The organism is Mesobacillus boroniphilus (assembly GCF_018424685.1).
Lineage (GTDB): Bacteria > Bacillota > Bacilli > Bacillales > Cytobacillaceae > Mesobacillus > Mesobacillus boroniphilus_A.
In genome coordinates, this window is sequence record NZ_QTKX01000001.1 from 1,258,128 (window position 1) to 1,275,122 (window position 16,995).

Genomic DNA, 16,995 nt, shown 5'->3' on the forward strand with positions numbered 1-16,995 from the left:
CGCGCCCAAAGCTGTCAAGATTCTGTTGTTATTGTGACAGCTTTTCAGGATACGAGGCCAAAGCTGTCAAGAATCCGCTTGTATTGAGACAGGTTTTGGGAATAAAGGTCTAAAGTTGTCAATAATATCGCGTAATTCAGACAGCTTTTCGGCGGAAAGATAGAAGTTGTCAAGAACCGCTCAACTGACATTCTAGCTGTAAAGCGGTTTAGGAACCAAATGAACGATATATGTGCCCGATTACTCAGGACTCCCATAAAAGAGGTTAACAATAGGGGTTATTGGTGCCAGAAAACAATGTAAACCAAAACCTCGGTGCCTCAAACCATGATGCTATTTTCAATCACACTGAGAAAGTGCGAAGTCGGCATAATAAGAAACTGGCTCAAATCATATTGAGCCAGCCTCTTAGAATATGAACCTATTAATTTACTCCTACAGCATCAAAGGCTTTATTGACAGCATTCACTTCCGCAGAAGCTGCCCCATAAAGGTCTGTTGCGGCTTGGACCAGTCCTGCCCGTGCCTGGCTGAAGTTCGTTGAAGAAGTGAAATACACAGTATTTGCTCGGTAGAAAATCGCGCCCATTTTCTCTGTTCCAACACCTGTGACCGCTACTCCATAATGTGTTCCACCTTGACTTAGAAGGTAGGCAGCTTTATTGATGATTCCGCTGTTAATATGAACCCCGCCATTGTCTGAAGTGCCGGTGTAACGCTTAGAGTAGTGGTCCGGGTCACCGTATTTAGTAGGATCGCTCATTGAACGTAGAGCATCACCTGCCGTATTTGGTGTGTAAATGTCTTCACCAATTTCAAAATCAGGGTTGTTATTGTCATGGAATTCAGCAAGTGTTCCGAAGATATCGGAAATCGCTTCGTTCAAAGCACCTGATTCATACTGATAAACAAGGTCAGAACTGAAATCCGTCACAGCGTGAGTCAGTTCATGTGCCACAACATCAAGACCACCTGAAAGCGGGATGAAGGTAGTGCCATCTCCATCACCGTATACCATTTGCTGGCCATTCCAGAATGCGTTGTTATAATTTCTGCCGTAGTGGACAGTGGACTTCAGCGCAGCGCCCTTGTTGTCGTATGAATTGCGGCCAAAAGTGTTTTTATAGTAATCATAAGTAAGACCTGCATAGTAGTGAGCATCTACTGCTGCACCGTCATAAACTGCATTCAGGTTATTATCAGCATCCACCCAAAGGGAACCAGGCGTTCGTTGCCTATTTTTTGCATCATAAGTGAAAACACCATTTCCGCGTGTATTGTCCTGTAAATAATAGGAGCCATTTGAAAGAAGGGTGTTCAATGTCTTCGTGTCGCCAAGAACTCCGACACCAGAACCAACAGTGTCACTGCCATTCAAAGAAGGATTGTTTTTACCAGCGGTGTCGATCGCATTGTATTTATTGATGAGTTCACCTGTTACAGCATTGACAAAGTATTGGTAATTACCTGGTTCAGGGCTCAGAAAGTTCAATGTGACATGATAAGCGTACACTGCCTGATCCTCACCAGGGTAAACGACCAATTCAGCCGATGGTGTCACTTCATAATCAGGTTTATAGCCCAAATCCGCTTCAGCTGCAGCAATTGCATCTCTCTGTGATTTCCTGTTGGCTGTTTTTTCAAGCTTGCTGTCTAGTCCTTTGCTGACAGTTCCGCTAAAAACTTTAAGAACTCCGCTTTCGTCAACTCTGGCAGCTTGTGTTGCTCCCCATACAGGAACGCCGTTATATACTTGCTGCAGTCGGACAACATCTCCACCAAGCTTGTCTGCTTCTTGAGATTTAACAACGAAACTATCATTAGGTCCCAGGTTGTATTTTCCTTTAGAAGCTTTTAGGTATCCGAGGACAACATCCTTTGCTGCTTTTTCAGATGGATTTGTCAGCTTGCCGGCTACAAATTCATGTGAGCCATGGCTCTTTGTGAACTTTTTTGATGGAGAATCTGCTGATGGGGCAGCGAAGCCGGTAGCTGCAACCAATCCGCTGAGTGCAAGACTTGCTGTTAAACTTAGGGAAACGACTTTCTTCTTCAATTAAACTCCTCCTAAAATCAAATTCCAGCTAAAAAAGATTAGTAGATTATCATATTTATACTTTAATAATCTGAACATTTCAATAATTAAGTCAAATAATGTCGATTTTGGATGTTGGGAAATATTTTACCGATAAGAATAAAAGCAAAATTTTAACGAAAAAGTAGTCAGAATTTATTGACTAATTTGGATAAATATTCTTATTATTAAGTTGTAGTACCAACTCATAAAAAGGAGGTTTAAATGTATGAATTCTTTATGGTTAGCTGTGATCGGAATGATTGTGTTTGCGATCGGCTACCGCTTCTATTCCAAGTGGGTAGCTGAAAAGATTTACCGTCTGGATCCTAACTATGTCACACCTGCACATCAGTATTCGGATGGCGTGGATTTCGTCCCAACTAAGAAAATGATCCTTTGGGGACACCATTTTACGTCCGTAGCCGGGGCAGCACCAATTGTAGGGCCTGCAATCGCTGTGTATTGGGGATGGCTTCCTGCATTCCTGTGGGTTATTTTAGGCACTGTCTTCGCTGCCGGTGTCCATGACTTCGGAACTCTTGTACTTTCAGTCAGGAATAAGGGGCAATCAGTAGGTACAATCACAAATAAGCTGATTGGCAAACGTGCAAAAATCATGTTCTTATTCATTATTTTAATACTTGTTTTGATGGTCAACGCTGTTTTTGCATGGGTCATTGCGAACTTGTTTGTAAAATTCCCTGCGAGTGTTCTTTCGGTATTTCTTCAAATACCGCTCGCGATTTGGATTGGTTACGCCGTTTATAAAAAGAAGAAGGGAATGCTTGTACCTTCATTGATCGCACTGGCAGTCATGTATGGTGCAGCCATTATTGCCAGCCGTGTTCCAGCATTGCAAATCGATCTTGTGAGATACTTTGGCGGGGCTGATAACACCGTCATGTTTGGTCTAAGTGGTGTATCCATGGCATTCTTAGTCTGGATTGTCGTGTTGATGGTTTACGTTTACATTGCTTCAACACTGCCAGTCTGGAAGCTCCTGCAGCCTCGTGATTATATCAATTCACACCAGTTGGTTGTAGGTTTATTCATCCTATATGCAGGGCTCATTTTCCTCCAGCCTAAGGTTACAGCTCCAGCTATGAATGGAGCAGCTACCGATGTTTCCTGGTTCCCGCTATTGTTCATTACGATTGCTTGCGGTGCCATTTCCGGGTTTCATGGACTTGTTTCTTCAGGGACATCCTCTAAGCAGCTTGAAAAAGAAACCGATGCCCGTTTTGTTGGTTACCTTGGAGCGGTTGGAGAAGGGGTACTTGCCTTGATCGCCATTATCGCGGTTGTCACCGTTTTTGCGACAAAAGCAGATTTTACCGCTGCGTATTCAAGCTTTGCGGCTGCAAGCGCCGGTGGCCTTGGCAACTTCATCAATGGTGCAGCACAGCTTGCGACTGGTATCTGGATTCCTGCGGACATCGCGAGGACGATTGTTTCCATCATCGTTGTCAGCTTTGCGGCGACAACTTTGGATACTTCCGTAAGATTGATGCGTTACATCATCGCAGAAATCGGAAGTGAATACAATGTCCAGGCTTTGACTAAGACTCATGTAGCTACAACTGTTGCAGTTGTTTCGAGTGCAGCGCTTGTACTATTGCCGAAGGGACCTAACGGGTTCGGTTCTGGCGGATATCTACTGTGGCCTTTGTTCGGTACGAGTAACCAGCTTTTGGCCGGTGTAAGCCTACTGCTTATATCTATCTGGCTAAAGCGCCAGGGAAGAAATTACCTTGTTACCTTCATCCCGATGGTTTTCGTATTCTTCATGACACTTTGGGCAATGATCCAGCAGGTCGTTTTCCAGTGGTCTGGATATGGAAGCGGCGAGATGAATATGCTACTCTTTGGAATCGGCGGATTGATCCTGATTTTTGTATTGTGGATCATCCTCGAAGCTATCTCAGCCTTCAGCAGGAAAAATCCACCGCCATTAAGTAAGGAAATGTAATACAGTGGAGGCCGGGTGACCGGTCTCTACTGTCATTTTTAGAAAGGGGGGGGAAGCGTGATGGGTTTTTACGAACAATTCAAGCGTGCCATAGCTGTATATGATGAAATTCTCAGACAGCCGCACAGGACCGAAATTGCCCGAGAATTAAGAGATGAAGAAGACCTTTTTATGCTGCTTTGCTTTTCTGAAATGCTCGGCCTGCCCAATCCGGCATTTTACTATACGCTTGAACTCTACCCTGTCATCATCGAGCGCTTTCATGATTGGCATCTAAGGGCCGGGATGGAAAAATCCCCGCTTGAGGGAATACGCTGCTGTTAGGAGGAACGGTTATGGATATTCTGGAAAAGAAGATTTATTTTATCGGTGGAAAAGGCGGCGTTGGCAAAAGCACAACATCCGCTGCTATGGCACTTTTCCTTGCGCAAAAAGGGAAAAAGATTTTGCTGGTTTCGACGGATCCAGCCCATAATACAGGGGATTTATTTCATCAAAACTTCAGTGGTGGCAAAATCGAGAAAGCAACACTGAACCTCGATGTACTAGAGATTGACTCGGAACAGGAATCTAGGAACTATATCAATGGAGTAAAGGGCAACTTGAAAGGCCTGGTCAAAGCGACCATGCTGGAAGAGGTGAACAGGCAGATTGATATGGCAGCATCCTCTCCAGGTGCTGAAGAAGCAGCACTTTTCGACAAAATCACCTCATTGATTCTTGAGGAAATCACAAACTATGATGCCATTGTTTTTGACACAGCACCTACAGGTCATACTATCCGCCTTTTAACACTTCCGGAACTGATGGGCGTTTGGATGGACGGCCTGCTGGAACGGCGCAAAAAAGTGAACGAAAACTATGCACAGTGGATGAACGATGGTGAAATCGTTGAAGACCCTTTATATGACAAGCTGAATGAGCGAAAAAACCGTTTTAAACGGGTAAGGGAAATCCTGCTGGATGAAACCCAAACAGAATATATTTTCGTGCTGAACGCAGAAAGACTGCCAATTCTTGAAACCTCGAAGGCAATTGAAACATTGCATCAGCATGGTATCCATGTTAACTCAATCGTCGTCAACAAAGTCATTCCTGAGGAAGCAGATGGCAGGTTCATGGCGCAAAGGAGATCGAATGAGAAATTATATCTTGACGAGATTAGGGACAAGTTCGAGCATCTTAGGCAGATTTTCTTGCCCCTGCTTGAACATGACATTTCATCGCTGACCGCGCTGGAACTTGTTTCGGGTATTCTAGGGGACCAAATCGAGGCAACATTTCAATTATAGCTAAAATTTAAAGTTTTTATTTTACTTAATTAGGTTAAATAAAAAAGGTGGATAAATTTAAATGGAATTAGAAAACTATAATTAACCATATCCGGTTGAATACAAAAGGGGGCTAAAAAATGAGGCGAATCTTTCCGGGATCTATTACAGCTTATAGCCAGTTCGGGCATTTGAAGATCCCTAAAAACGTCAAAACTGTCTGTCCCGAGTGCCGGAAAAAGGTAGAATTCCTGCTGAAATCGACCTATCAGAGCAACAAGCATGGATTGATGACCGAAAGCATTTGTCCATCCTGCAAACAAAGTATACCGTTTATTATCATAACAAATGAAAAGGACATCCAGCCTGATGTATACATATATGATCCAAAAACCTCAACCCATCCGCTAAACCAAATTGAACATTTGCCACGCATACCCGAGGAATTGGTCAGAGCATACAGATCTGCTGTCAGCGTTCACCATTCAAAGGAAAACACAGCAACTGCTGTCCTGGCCAAGCGAGTGATTGAGAATATCCTCAGGCATTTTTTAGCGGAGAAAAGCCAAAGTTTAACGCTTGAACAGCAGTTCGAAAGTCTACCCGAAAATATTAATTTGGTGAAGCCTGTGAGTTCATTGAGTATGCTAATGGCACCCGAGGGCGCGCTGCACAGAATGCTCGAGCTTGAAACTGAACTCGATGATGAAATGGCGGAATTAATAATGGACTTACTGGAGAACATGATTCAATATTTGTTTGTATTACCGGGAAAAATCGAAATGACACACGATCATATCGAAAAGAAATTAAATTGACCATGAGCAGCTTTCCAATGGAGGCTGCTTTTTATATTCAACGAGTATTCTTTTTGGTATAGTAGGAGGGATAAAAGGGGGAGCAACAGTGTATTACATAAAAAACTATAGTTTGATATTTGCCATCCTAATGGCATTTTTTATTTTACCAAACCTGGTTTCGGCACATAATGGCTCGCGTGATGAACTGGGTGGCCATTTCCGCAATGCCGATTGCGTTTATATCCTTCATGAGCCAACATCAATTGCCAGAAGTGCTGCAAATATGCAGGAACTTATGAGCTTGATTAAGCAATATAACAGCAATCAAGATTGTAAAGCCAGTTTAAACGAAGCTAAAGTCGATTTGGAAGGGCATAGTTTCCCAGCGGAAGGAAGCACTCCATCTGAATCCACCCCTGCATCAAGCGATTCCCCGAAGGCTGCAGCTTCTACTGGCAATCTGCAGCTTGGAAAAACATATGATGCTAAACTAATAGAATGCACAGATGGAGATACAGCTGTATTTACTATTAACGGAAAAGCCTACAAGTCTCGCTTTCTATATATTGATACACCGGAAAGCACTAGGACGAAGGAGCCGTTTGGACTTGAAGCAGCTCAATATACATGTTCCTTTTTAAAGAAGGGGAATATTACACTTGAAACCGATGGCGGCAGCTTATTCGATAAATATGACCGCCTTCTTGCCTGGGTATGGGTAGGAGATAAGCTTCACCAGGAAGAAATTACGAAGGCAGGCCTGGTCGAAGATTTTTACGATTATGGCAGCTATAAGTATGAAAATCGCATCTGGTCCGCAATGGATTATGCAAAAGAAAATGGAAAGGGCATTTATGCAGCTACTAATTCTCCTGCAGAGCAAACGGAACAATCAAAAGAGCAATCTGAAAAGCAGGAAGAAAGAACCAAGCAGGAGCAAAAACCAAAAAATGTAGGCGAAGAAAGCCAGCAGGAGAAGAAGCCTGAAAACACAGAAGAAGATACCGATTCAGCAGACCAACAGCGTGAGTCAGGTCAAGAATCCAATCAGGTTGAAACAGTTGACGAAGAATGGGACTGCAGCCTTCTCAGCGGCCTATTGTTCGCCTTATTATTTTACCTCACCATTCCCTTAAAAAAGGCAATGGGCAAGCGGACGCTAATTGCCCATCGGATGTGGAGCAAAAAATGGCCGCTCAACCTGTTCCTAAGCGTAATTTATGCTTTTATATGCTACATCACAATGCTTCTGCTACTATTGGAAATACTCCATCTTTTTAAAAATAAAAAAAGCAAGCGAAAATGACGGACACAAATCGCGGGAAAACCAGAAAATCTGTCCGTCATCCATTATGTATGGCGTTTACTAATCTAACAAAGGTTTTCTCTGCCCAGAACGATTGTGCCAGCTCTTCTCAAGGTGCCGCTATTTTTAACATCTTGAAGAAATCCTCCCGATTATTTGACTCATAAAGCAATCTTTCATGATTGAAGATGGCGTAATACGGCAGTGCATCTATTTTTAAATCGGAGAATTTACGGCGTGCTTCCTCAAGGCTGTTAACCTGCAAGGAATGTGCTTTATGTACATATTGGTTATTTACCTGTTCGAGAGCCCAATTTTCCTGCTGTGCTTCTGGTTTATAGAGTTCAAGTACAGCCAAATAGCCTTGTTCTTCGGCAAGTTGTCCCTGATAAGTAACCAATTCTTCTATGATTAATGGAAAAGTATAATGGTAGACTTGGTCTCCCCTGGAGGCTTGAATGATTACGGTACTCAGTCCAGCCACATTGTTAAAAGTATAGGTATTATCGAAAATCGTTTCGAAGGGTTGGCTGCCCATCTCCAAATCTCCCCTGGAGCGGTAAACAGATATTGTATTAATTCCAGCTTCTTCAGAGAACGCAACCATCATTTTGCTGAATGGCTTCGCGCTGACTGGAAGCAAATCATGGAACAGAATAGGTGGCTCGTCTTGGTCTACGACAGGTCCAGTACCTTTTTCTACCCATGCAAAGGTACCTGATTTATGTAATACTTCCTGACCTGCGATGGTGATCTGAGCCTCCGGAATACTGAAAGATGATTCTTCTTGCTGTTCTGGTAAAAGGGTTCGAAATTTATCCATTGTAAAGATCATTAGTATCGCTAAAAGGACGATTCCGTATGGGAGCCATTTATTTTTCATAGCTTGTATTCTTCGAAGTAAGCATCTTTTCGATTTCCTCATCCGTTGGTGGTGGTGCTACTGGGTATAGATGATTATTCAACCTATCAATCTTTCTATGCAGTCTTACAACATCAATGAGTATTAACAGAAGCAAAACAATAACGATCCAGGTCAACATATGAAACACCTCTCTTTTTCCCAATATAAAACAAAAGACATGGAATAGATAGGTCATAATGGATAAAATTTGCGATGTCCACTGGATTATAATACTATCTTAATGAATACTTATGGTGGTGCTGCAGTGGAAATTACAAAACATTTATTAATGAATCTCTCGCTACTTCTTGTCCTGCTTTTTTTCACCCAGTTAATCATGGAAAGGCAATTAAAGGAAGAGAGCCGAGAAAGGTATCAATTATTCTATTTCGTTATATCAATTTTTACATGTTATATTTTTTCGGTTCAAGTGCAAGACGGCATTCGTTTTGATCTTCGCCAAGTACCGATGATCCTTGGCAGTCTTTATGCTGGCCATAGTTTTCTATTTGCAGGGGTAACCCTCTTAATGCGCGGATTTTTGGGAATAAATGATGGTTTCTGGGTATCCGTAGGAGTCTTTATTGCTCTTGCGATCCTTCTTAAATGGATGCATCCCTGGTTCAACAGACTTTCCTTGAATCAAAGGATTGGTGTATCCGTTCTGTTGACCGTGATGACCTCATTTGCTTTGATGCAGATGGTCGCTATATTCAACGAACCAATCAGACACCCAGAAGCCTGGATCAGTTTTATTTTGATTCCCGCCCTAACTTCAGGTCTAGTCAGTTACTCAATTGAAACGATTCGGCAAACAGTGATTATCCGTCAAAGGCTGGCGAAAGCTGATAAAATCGAGGCTGTCAGCCATTTAAGCGCGGCTATTTCCCATGAAATCCGCAATCCATTAACGACAGTGAAAGGATTTCTCCAGCTTCTTGGTGAACAGAACTATCCTGACGAAAAGAAAAAGGAATTCATCCATATTTCTATCCAGGAGCTGAATCGTGCCGAAGAAGTCATCAATGATTATCTTACCTTTGCAAGGCCAGCCTTTGAAAAAGTGGAAGATATAGACGTCGAAAAGGAATTGAACCAGGTACTAAATGTCCTAAATCCATTGGCTAATCTGAATGGTGTAGAAATAAAGAAAAAGTATACTCCAGGATTAGTAATTTCAGGGGACCGTTCGAAATTCATACAAGGATTCATCAACCTGATCAAGAACGGTTTGGAGGCCATGCCTAATGGCGGAGAACTGATTGTCCAGACGTTTCGCACCGGAAATGTGGTCCATATCCTCGTGAAGGATTCAGGCATCGGCATGACTGAAGAACAAATTGCCCGCCTGGGTGAACCATATTACACGACAAAAGGGCAGCAAGGAACAGGTCTTGGCATGATGGTAACATTCAGCATCATACGTGCGATGAGAGGTAAGGTAGAAGTTAAAAGCCAGGTTGGCATAGGGACAACCTTCCATATCCGCTTCAGCAATATAGTAGATGACAAGTAACATGATCCTTCCATAGAATTGGGAGGATTTTTAGATTGTTTATTACAACTAAACTTCATAGAAAAGAACTTGTATAATAAATTCTCCACCAACAATAATTTGTCAGGTTTGTCTTTTGTTGACAACGAAATTCATGGTTGCTATATTGAAATTAGCTGATTGCACACGTATTAGGCACTATGCAATTTGCTTATTCTAATGTTTTCAGACGTTTGAATAGGTCATGTATGAGGAACTAGTCGTTGTGATTTGCTAAATTTAAATCATGGCTTGTTCGGCCGATCTAGGAGGATTTTTTACATGAAAAACGGTAAAGTTAAATGGTTCAATGCAGAAAAAGGTTTTGGATTCATCGAATCTGAAGACGGCAATGACGTTTTCGTACATTACTCTGCTATTCAAACAGAGGGTTTCAAAACATTAGAAGAAGGCCAGGAAGTATCTTTCGAGGTTGTTGAAGGTGCTCGCGGACCGCAAGCTGCTAACGTTACTAAACTATAATTTTCACTAAACTATCAATCTCAAGCTTATTCTTTAGCTCAGCCATCTGGCTGGGCTTTTTATGCACCAAAATTTCCAATTTTTTTGAAACCTTTCCATTATGGAAAACGTAATATCGTTAACAACTATTCCACAAGGTGAGGTGTATGATAATGGATGTCTTCTTAACAATTGCGGCTGGAGCAGGGATACTTTTTGCCATTGCTTATTTCTCTGGCAATGGAAGCAAAAAGAAAGTTTTATTGAAGGAGAGCATCCCGGACCGCCTTGGCTTGCTGGAAGTTGTGCCGGCTTCTGCTATCCTGAATAAATTGGAGAACGCACTACCGTATGAGTATATCAATCAAGTGAAACTACGCTTTTTAAGCGACCATCCCGAGGTTTCCGATGATGAATTCGAGTGGCGTCTATTTGAACTAAAACGATATTTCTTCCTCAATTCGGTCATGAAAAACACGCCAATGTTCAGCAGCAAGGTCGATGAGGTTTGGCATGAGATGCTGATGTTCACAAAGCAATATGAATCTTTTTCTGAGAAATACCTTGGCAAAATGCTTCATCACACCCCAAATTTAGAGCCGGAGCCGGCACCGCAGCAAAGGGCATTCTTTGATTGGGTATTCGCGCAGCTATTTGATATAACAGAATACACTTGGCAGGCATGGGGTGACTTTTTCCATTATCCAATGGATGTGGAAGTCCTTCAAAGAATCGAGTCACTTAGTGACGTTGAGCTGAAAAAACAATTTTTTAATGTTAATGAGGAAAATCAAGAGTTAGTGAATTATTTGATCACCAAGCTAAGGTCACAGTTGAGAAAAGCGCAAGATATTTATACGATGGATAGGAAAGGCTCTTTTGGAAGACCAGCCCTTTTTGGTGACCTATCAGGATTAAGCCTGGTCATGGTGTTTTATTCATACTACTACTTTGATGAGTACTGGGACTATACTCAAGTATACGCGTATTCCAACCAGGCTCATGGAACATCGGGCTGCAGTGCCGTTTTTTGCGGTTCCGGAGGAATCAATGATTCACATAACGATGGAGGTGGCCACAGCTGTTCTAGCAGTTGTTCAAGCTGTGGTGGAGGATGTTCATCATAAATACGAAAAACCTGCTAACATCTGCTAGCAGGTTTTTAGCTTTTTAGCTTTTTAGCTTTTTATGATTTTTTTGATTACATTCTGCAGATTACCTTCTGTTGTAATACTTGAAAAATCGATTCCCAACTGGACTGCTGTTTGTGCAACCTCTGGCCGGATCCCTGTAACAATGGTTTGTACACCAAGCAGCTTTAGTGCATCCATTAGCTTGAAGATTTGATGAGCGACCATCGTATCAACCATCACCACTCCTGAAAGATCAACAATCAGGGTATTGATCCTGGCATCGATACTTTGTGTAAGAGTTGATTCCATCAAGCCTTTTGCCCTCGTTGTATCGATTTCACCAATCAATGGCAGAAGGCCGATTTCCCTTGACAAGCTAATAACAGGTGCGCTCAATTCCTTAATTAAGCTTGCTTGAGAGGCTAAACGATTCATAAGGATTTCCATGAAAACAACAATAAAGGTTTCGAAGACATAATCCAGCGTATAATTAATCTTTTTTTCCCATGTAAAAACGTCGTCCAATGTGATTTCCATTTCCGTCTGTTTTACGAATCTTTGGACATATTCCCAGTAAACTCGACGGAAGACACCGGAATTCCATGCTACTTCTGTCAGGTCAGTTTTTGATTTAATACGGTCAGCTGCAGTCTGGCTCGTCCAGGCTGAAATGGTTTCCTTCATCTCTTCCTCTGTCTGATAAAGTGATTTGGCCACAAGGCGGACATAATTTGAATTCTGTTCCTTCACCCTGTTCATAACATCTAGCGGGGCGTCAGCAGAGTAATCCGACCCCTTAATAACACGCTGCCGTTTTAACCAATCCTCGGTAAAATTCGTCGCATTGTCGACAAGAAACTTATATAACGCCTCTGTTTTTGGCTCCATTTAAATCCCTGCTTTATTGTATAGTCGTTACATCTATTGTCGAAAAGAATAAATGAAAAGTCAAATTTCAAAATTAATCACTAATAGTATAACAATATACTATACTGGAGGAAAATTTAGGTAGAATTTAAAGGGGATATCTGATAGAATTAGAACAAACGTTCTAGTAATCTTTCCTTTTTTTGAATGTCCATTAAAATTTTGAATTTGATATAATAGTAACATTGTCCAAAAAGACTTTTAACGAAAATTAAAATAGACAACTTTTTAAAAAACAGGGGGGAATTGGCATGAAATTTATCCATACAGGTGACTGGCATCTTGGAAAGCTTGTACACGGTATGTATATGACTGAAGACCAGCGTGAGGTATTGAATCAATTTGTTGACCTTGTTGCCGACGAACAGCCTGATGCTGTTGTGATTGCAGGGGATCTGTATGACAGGTCCGTACCTCCTACTGATGCAGTAGAACTTCTTGATGAAGTGCTCTTCAGGATCAACGTGGAACTGAACACGCCGATTGTTGCGATTGCAGGGAACCACGACAGTGCAGAACGTCTTTCATTTGGCAGCTCATGGTACCGCCACAACCATTTTTACCTTACCGGCAAATTGACGAATGACTTTAGGCCTGTACATATAAACGGGGTCAATTTTTATCTAGTCCCTTATGCTGAAACTGGCATGGTCCGCCATATGCTAGGCGATTCTTCAATTCATTCGCATCAGGATGCGATGAAGGCAGTGATTGGCAAAATTGAAGAAAACCTTAATCCAGACGAAGCAAATGTTTTTGTTGGACATGCTTTCGTACTTGGTGGTGACTCGTGTGATTCAGAGCGCTCTTTGTCGGTCGGAGGTTCTGGCTGTGTCACGCAGGATCTCTTTGATCCATTCGCTTTTACAGCACTGGGGCATCTTCACAGCCCAGATGCAATCAAGCATGACAAGATAAAATACTCTGGCTCCCTATTAAAATATTCATTTTCAGAGGCAAAGCAGCGCAAATCGATTTCAATCGTAGAAATGAATGAAAACGGCAGTTTTGAAATGCGCTACAAGACCCTGAAACCGAAGCAAGATATGCGCGAATTGGAAGGTCACCTTGAACAGCTTTTGGATCCATCCTTTTATGAAAAAGAAAATACCAGTGATTATTTAAAAGTAACTTTGCTTGATGATGGGGCCATGATCGACCCGATGGGCAAACTGCGCCAGGTCTTCCCGAATGTCCTCCACCTAGAGCGTAAAATCGAATCAATTGATCAGAAGCATAAGCAACACTTTAAATCAATCAAAGAAGAGAAAAAGTCAGAACTAGAGCTTTTCGAACAGTTTTACAAGGAAATGACGACAAGTGAATTTACTGAAGATAAACGAGGAGTCATGACAGATGTGATTGGCAAAGTATTGAAGGAGGAGGGTCAAAAATGAAACCTCTGAAACTGACGATGCAGGCTTTCGGGCCATATGCCGGTACGGAAACGATTGATTTCAAACAGCTTGAGAACAGAACGATGTTTGTCATTTCAGGTAAAACAGGATCTGGAAAGACAACCATTTTTGACGGAATCAGTTATGCGATATACGGCAAGGCAAGCGGTGAGGACCGTAATGGCCCCGATTTGCGGAGCCAATTTGCTGATGATGAGTTATTGACTGAAGTTACGCTTGAGTTTTCTTTGCGCCAAAAGACATACAGGATTACCAGGTCTCCGCAGCAGGAAAGGAAAAAGAGGTCTGGTGAAGGAACAACAAGTGTCGGTGCTAAAGCAGAATTTTATTTGATTGATGAAAACGGAGAACTGCAACTGCTTGCTTCAAATGTCCGAGAAGTGGATGAAAAGATCAAGGAGATCATGATCATCGACAGCAATCAATTCCGGCAGATTCTGATGATTCCACAGGGAGAGTTCCGTAAGCTTTTAACATCGGACAGTAAGGAAAAGGAAGTCATACTGCAAAGACTTTTCCATACCGAAATCTATAAACGAGTAGAGGATAAGCTTAAAGAAGAAGCAACGTTGTTGAAAAAATCGGTTGAGGACCAGGTTGAAAAAAGGAATTCTGCACTTCGCAGCATTAAGGCTGTTGAAAATGATGAATTGAAGGAGTATGTAGAAGCCGGCAGCACAAATGATGTCCTGATCCTTCCGCTTTTAAAAGAAGAAATTGGTGCAATGGAAACAAAACTTGATGACCTGAACAAGGACCGTGAAAAGCTTCAATTGAATCGCGACAAGATGCAGCAACGTTTGTTCGAAGCTGAAGCAACTTTGAAACAAATCCAATCACTTGAATCCCTGAAGGCGACAAAGGAAAAGCTGGAATCACAAAAGGATCTTTTTGCAGAAAAAGAAAAACAAACAACGCTCGCAAAAAAAGCTGCCCTACTGGATTCACAGGAACAGCTTTGCCACAGACTTAAGGCAGACTTTGACGCGGTGACAAACCAGGTGAATGCTATCACGAAAAGAATTGAACAGCTAACAGAAAGACTTTCTGCAACGGAAAAGGAACATCAAAAACAAATTGATCGGGAACCTGAGCGCAAAGCAGCTGCTGAACAGGTTAGTAAACTTGAGCATATGAAGGAAGATGTATATGCATTTGCCAGCACAGCATCACATTTCAATGAGATAAAGCGATTGCTGGAATCAACAGTACAGGGCCGGGAGAAGGATGAAATCCAGCTCAAGGCAGCTGAAGAGCGCCTCAAATCCTTACTGACAGAAAAGGAAGATGCCGAAAAGGCTCAGATTACTTATCTGGAGAATGACCGAAAATTGGAAAAGCTGCTTCTCGAATTGGACAAATTGAATAGACTTGGGAACCATAACCAGAAAGTGAAAGAGATTCGAGCAAGATTTGAAGCCAGCAAAGGCATTTTTAACCAGGCTGTTTCCAGACTGAACGATGCCAAAGCCGCAGTAGAAGAGCTTGAACAAAAATGGCTGCATTCACAGGCTGCAGTTTTGGCTGCCTCACTGAATGATGGTGGTGCTTGCCCTGTTTGCGGATCAGAGCATCATCCTGAACCTGCGAAAGCAAGTGAAGGCTTTATTCCGACCGAAGAAGATCTAAAAGCTGCACGGGAGCAGATTACAGGTATCGAGAGAGAAAAGAGCGCTGCTGAAAAATCATATATCGAGGCAGATACGACACTAAGGTCAATGATCGAAACAGGAGAGGAAATGATTGCTGAGATCGTTAAATTCCGCTCTGACTTTGTTGTTGACCAGTTAGCTGATACCGTACTACTGACTGAAAGTGATGTTGAAAAGCTGAAAAATGAACAGAAACAACATTCGGTGAAACTAAAAGGCCTGGAAAAAATCAAAGCTGAAATCAAAAGGCTTGAAGACGATCGGGAAAGGCTGATGAAGCAGCTAAAAGCAATCGATGAAAGCTATCAAAACCTGATGATCCAGTACACTGAAAAGAAGACCACTCTCGAGAGAATGACAGAGAAAATACCCGAACAGCTTCGCTCACTGCAAGTGTACGAGTCAAAACTGAAATCAGCTGGACTCTTGCAGAAGCAGCTGGATGAGGAACTGGAGCAGGCCCGGAAGAATTTCCAGGAAGCGAAAGAACTTCTGGGAACCGAAAAAGCCCGTTGTGAAGTGACTGAAAAGAGATTGAAAGAAGTAGATTCACAATTGACTGCCGAACGGGAAACATTCAAAAACAATATGACAGCTCAGGGCTTTGAAAACTATCAGGCATATCACCAGGCGAAAATAACAGAACAGGCTATTCAACAGCTTGATACAGAAATCAAAAATTATCGGGAAGAAGTGAGATCTGTTACAGACCGCTTCGCAGAGCTTTCCGATACGCTTAAAGACATCAAAAAGCCTGATATGGAAACTCTTCAAACAGAATTTGCACAATTAAATAAAATAATCAAAGAAACAGATGAAGCATATCAGGATCTAAACCTGAAAAAACGCGATAATCAGTCTATACTTGAGCATGTATTATCCTTGAATGAGCAGATGAAGGTGTTTGAGGAAAAATACAAGCTGGTCGGCCATTTATTCGAAATTTCAAAAGGCCAGAACACATACAGGATTACGTTCGAACGTTTTGTCCTGGCAGCTTTCCTTGATGATATACTTGCTGAGGCAAATATAAGGCTCAGCAAGATGACAAGCGGACGATACCGCTTATTACGGAAGACTGATCGTTCAAAAGGAAATGTACAGAGTGGATTGGAGCTTTTGGTTTTGGATGCATATACCGGACAGGAGAGGCATGTAAAGACATTGTCTGGAGGAGAAAGCTTCAAGGCTGCGTTATCACTAGCGCTGGGACTTGCCGATGTGGTCCAGAATTACGCAGGTGGAGTTTCATTAGAGACAATGTTCATAGATGAAGGCTTCGGAACCCTTGATCCAGAGTCTCTGGACCAGGCCATAGAAGCATTAATCGATATCCAGAGCAGCGGCCGACTTGTCGGAATCATCTCCCATGTACCAGAGCTAAAGGAACGGATCGACGCAAGGCTAGAGGTCATATCCAGCCAAACCGGAAGCAAAACAGAGTTTCATTTAATGAATTAACTATCGAATACAGCATCTTGAAAGAGGTGCTGTATTTTCGCGATTACACAGCAGCTTTCACAACCGGAATTACGAGCCTTA

14 protein-coding genes are annotated in these 16,995 nt (G+C 42.2%); 10 read left to right on the top strand and 4 right to left on the bottom strand.

Annotated elements, in window-relative coordinates; genetic code table 11:
- Positions 1-424 precede the first annotated feature (424 nt).
- Positions 425-2,056 (bottom strand): M4 family metallopeptidase, encoded by a 1,632-nt coding sequence (locus DYI25_RS06420; protein WP_213367582.1) that lies wholly within the window; start codon positions 2,054-2,056, stop codon positions 425-427.
- A 247-nt stretch (positions 2,057-2,303) separates the two neighbouring features.
- Between DYI25_RS06420 and DYI25_RS06425 the strand changes: the two genes are divergently transcribed.
- The 5 genes from DYI25_RS06425 to DYI25_RS06445 all read left to right on the top strand — a co-directional run bounded on the left by DYI25_RS06425 (position 2,304) and on the right by DYI25_RS06445 (position 7,423).
- A complete protein-coding gene (locus tag DYI25_RS06425; RefSeq protein ID WP_213367583.1) occupies positions 2,304-4,046 on the top strand; it encodes a carbon starvation CstA family protein in 1,743 nt (580 codons plus the stop codon).
- Positions 4,047-4,106: 60 nt separating this feature from the next.
- Positions 4,107-4,370, top strand: coding sequence for a cory-CC-star protein (locus tag DYI25_RS06430; protein ID WP_213367584.1), 264 nt, complete (start codon positions 4,107-4,109; stop codon positions 4,368-4,370).
- An 11-nt stretch (positions 4,371-4,381) separates the two neighbouring features.
- Positions 4,382-5,338: an ArsA family ATPase gene (locus DYI25_RS06435; protein WP_213367585.1), complete on the top strand. Its 957-nt coding sequence runs from the start codon at positions 4,382-4,384 to the stop codon at positions 5,336-5,338.
- Between the two features lie 119 nt (positions 5,339-5,457).
- Positions 5,458-6,135: a hypothetical protein gene (locus tag DYI25_RS06440; RefSeq protein ID WP_213367586.1), complete on the top strand. Its 678-nt coding sequence runs from the start codon at positions 5,458-5,460 to the stop codon at positions 6,133-6,135.
- Between the two features lie 88 nt (positions 6,136-6,223).
- Positions 6,224-7,423 (top strand): thermonuclease family protein, encoded by a 1,200-nt coding sequence (locus DYI25_RS06445; protein WP_342032481.1) that lies wholly within the window; start codon positions 6,224-6,226, stop codon positions 7,421-7,423.
- Between the two features lie 109 nt (positions 7,424-7,532).
- Here the strand turns inward: DYI25_RS06445 and DYI25_RS06450 are convergent, their stop codons facing one another.
- Together DYI25_RS06450 and DYI25_RS06455 are read right to left on the bottom strand one after the other, a co-directional pair.
- Positions 7,533-8,306: a hypothetical protein gene (locus DYI25_RS06450; RefSeq protein WP_213367587.1), complete on the bottom strand. Its 774-nt coding sequence runs from the start codon at positions 8,304-8,306 to the stop codon at positions 7,533-7,535.
- The gene (locus DYI25_RS06455; RefSeq protein ID WP_213367588.1) at positions 8,296-8,466 is read right to left on the bottom strand and encodes a hypothetical protein; all 171 of its coding nucleotides are present in this window, start codon (positions 8,464-8,466) and stop codon (positions 8,296-8,298) included. Before DYI25_RS06455 ends, DYI25_RS06450 begins: the two co-directional genes overlap by 11 nt.
- A 126-nt stretch (positions 8,467-8,592) precedes the next feature.
- Between DYI25_RS06455 and DYI25_RS06460 the strand changes: the two genes are divergently transcribed.
- The 3 genes from DYI25_RS06460 (at position 8,593) to DYI25_RS06470 (ending at position 11,450) form a co-directional block, all read left to right on the top strand.
- A complete protein-coding gene (locus tag DYI25_RS06460; RefSeq protein WP_213367589.1) occupies positions 8,593-9,843 on the top strand; it encodes an ATP-binding protein in 1,251 nt (416 codons plus the stop codon).
- A gap of 300 nt (positions 9,844-10,143) precedes the next feature.
- Positions 10,144-10,344, top strand: a complete 201-nt coding sequence (locus DYI25_RS06465; RefSeq protein ID WP_213367590.1) for a cold-shock protein — start codon at positions 10,144-10,146, stop codon at positions 10,342-10,344.
- Between the two features lie 152 nt (positions 10,345-10,496).
- Positions 10,497-11,450 carry a hypothetical protein gene (locus DYI25_RS06470; protein ID WP_213367591.1) on the top strand — a complete coding sequence of 318 codons (954 nt, stop codon included), beginning with the start codon at positions 10,497-10,499 and terminating at the stop codon, positions 11,448-11,450.
- 51 nt (positions 11,451-11,501) lie between these two features.
- Here DYI25_RS06470 and DYI25_RS06475 read toward each other — a convergent pair whose 3' ends face one another.
- A complete protein-coding gene (locus DYI25_RS06475; RefSeq protein WP_213367592.1) occupies positions 11,502-12,344 on the bottom strand; it encodes an STAS domain-containing protein in 843 nt (280 codons plus the stop codon).
- Positions 12,345-12,634: 290 nt separating this feature from the next.
- Here DYI25_RS06475 and DYI25_RS06480 point away from each other — a divergent pair, with 290 nt between their 5' ends.
- Together DYI25_RS06480 and DYI25_RS06485 are read left to right on the top strand one after the other, a co-directional pair.
- On the top strand, positions 12,635-13,780 hold the full coding sequence (locus DYI25_RS06480; protein ID WP_213367593.1) for an exonuclease SbcCD subunit D: 1,146 nt from the start codon (positions 12,635-12,637) through the stop codon (positions 13,778-13,780).
- Positions 13,777-16,914 carry an AAA family ATPase gene (locus tag DYI25_RS06485; protein WP_213367594.1) on the top strand — a complete coding sequence of 1,046 codons (3,138 nt, stop codon included), beginning with the start codon at positions 13,777-13,779 and terminating at the stop codon, positions 16,912-16,914. Before DYI25_RS06480 ends, DYI25_RS06485 begins: the two co-directional genes overlap by 4 nt.
- The last annotated feature ends 81 nt before the right edge of the window (positions 16,915-16,995 follow it).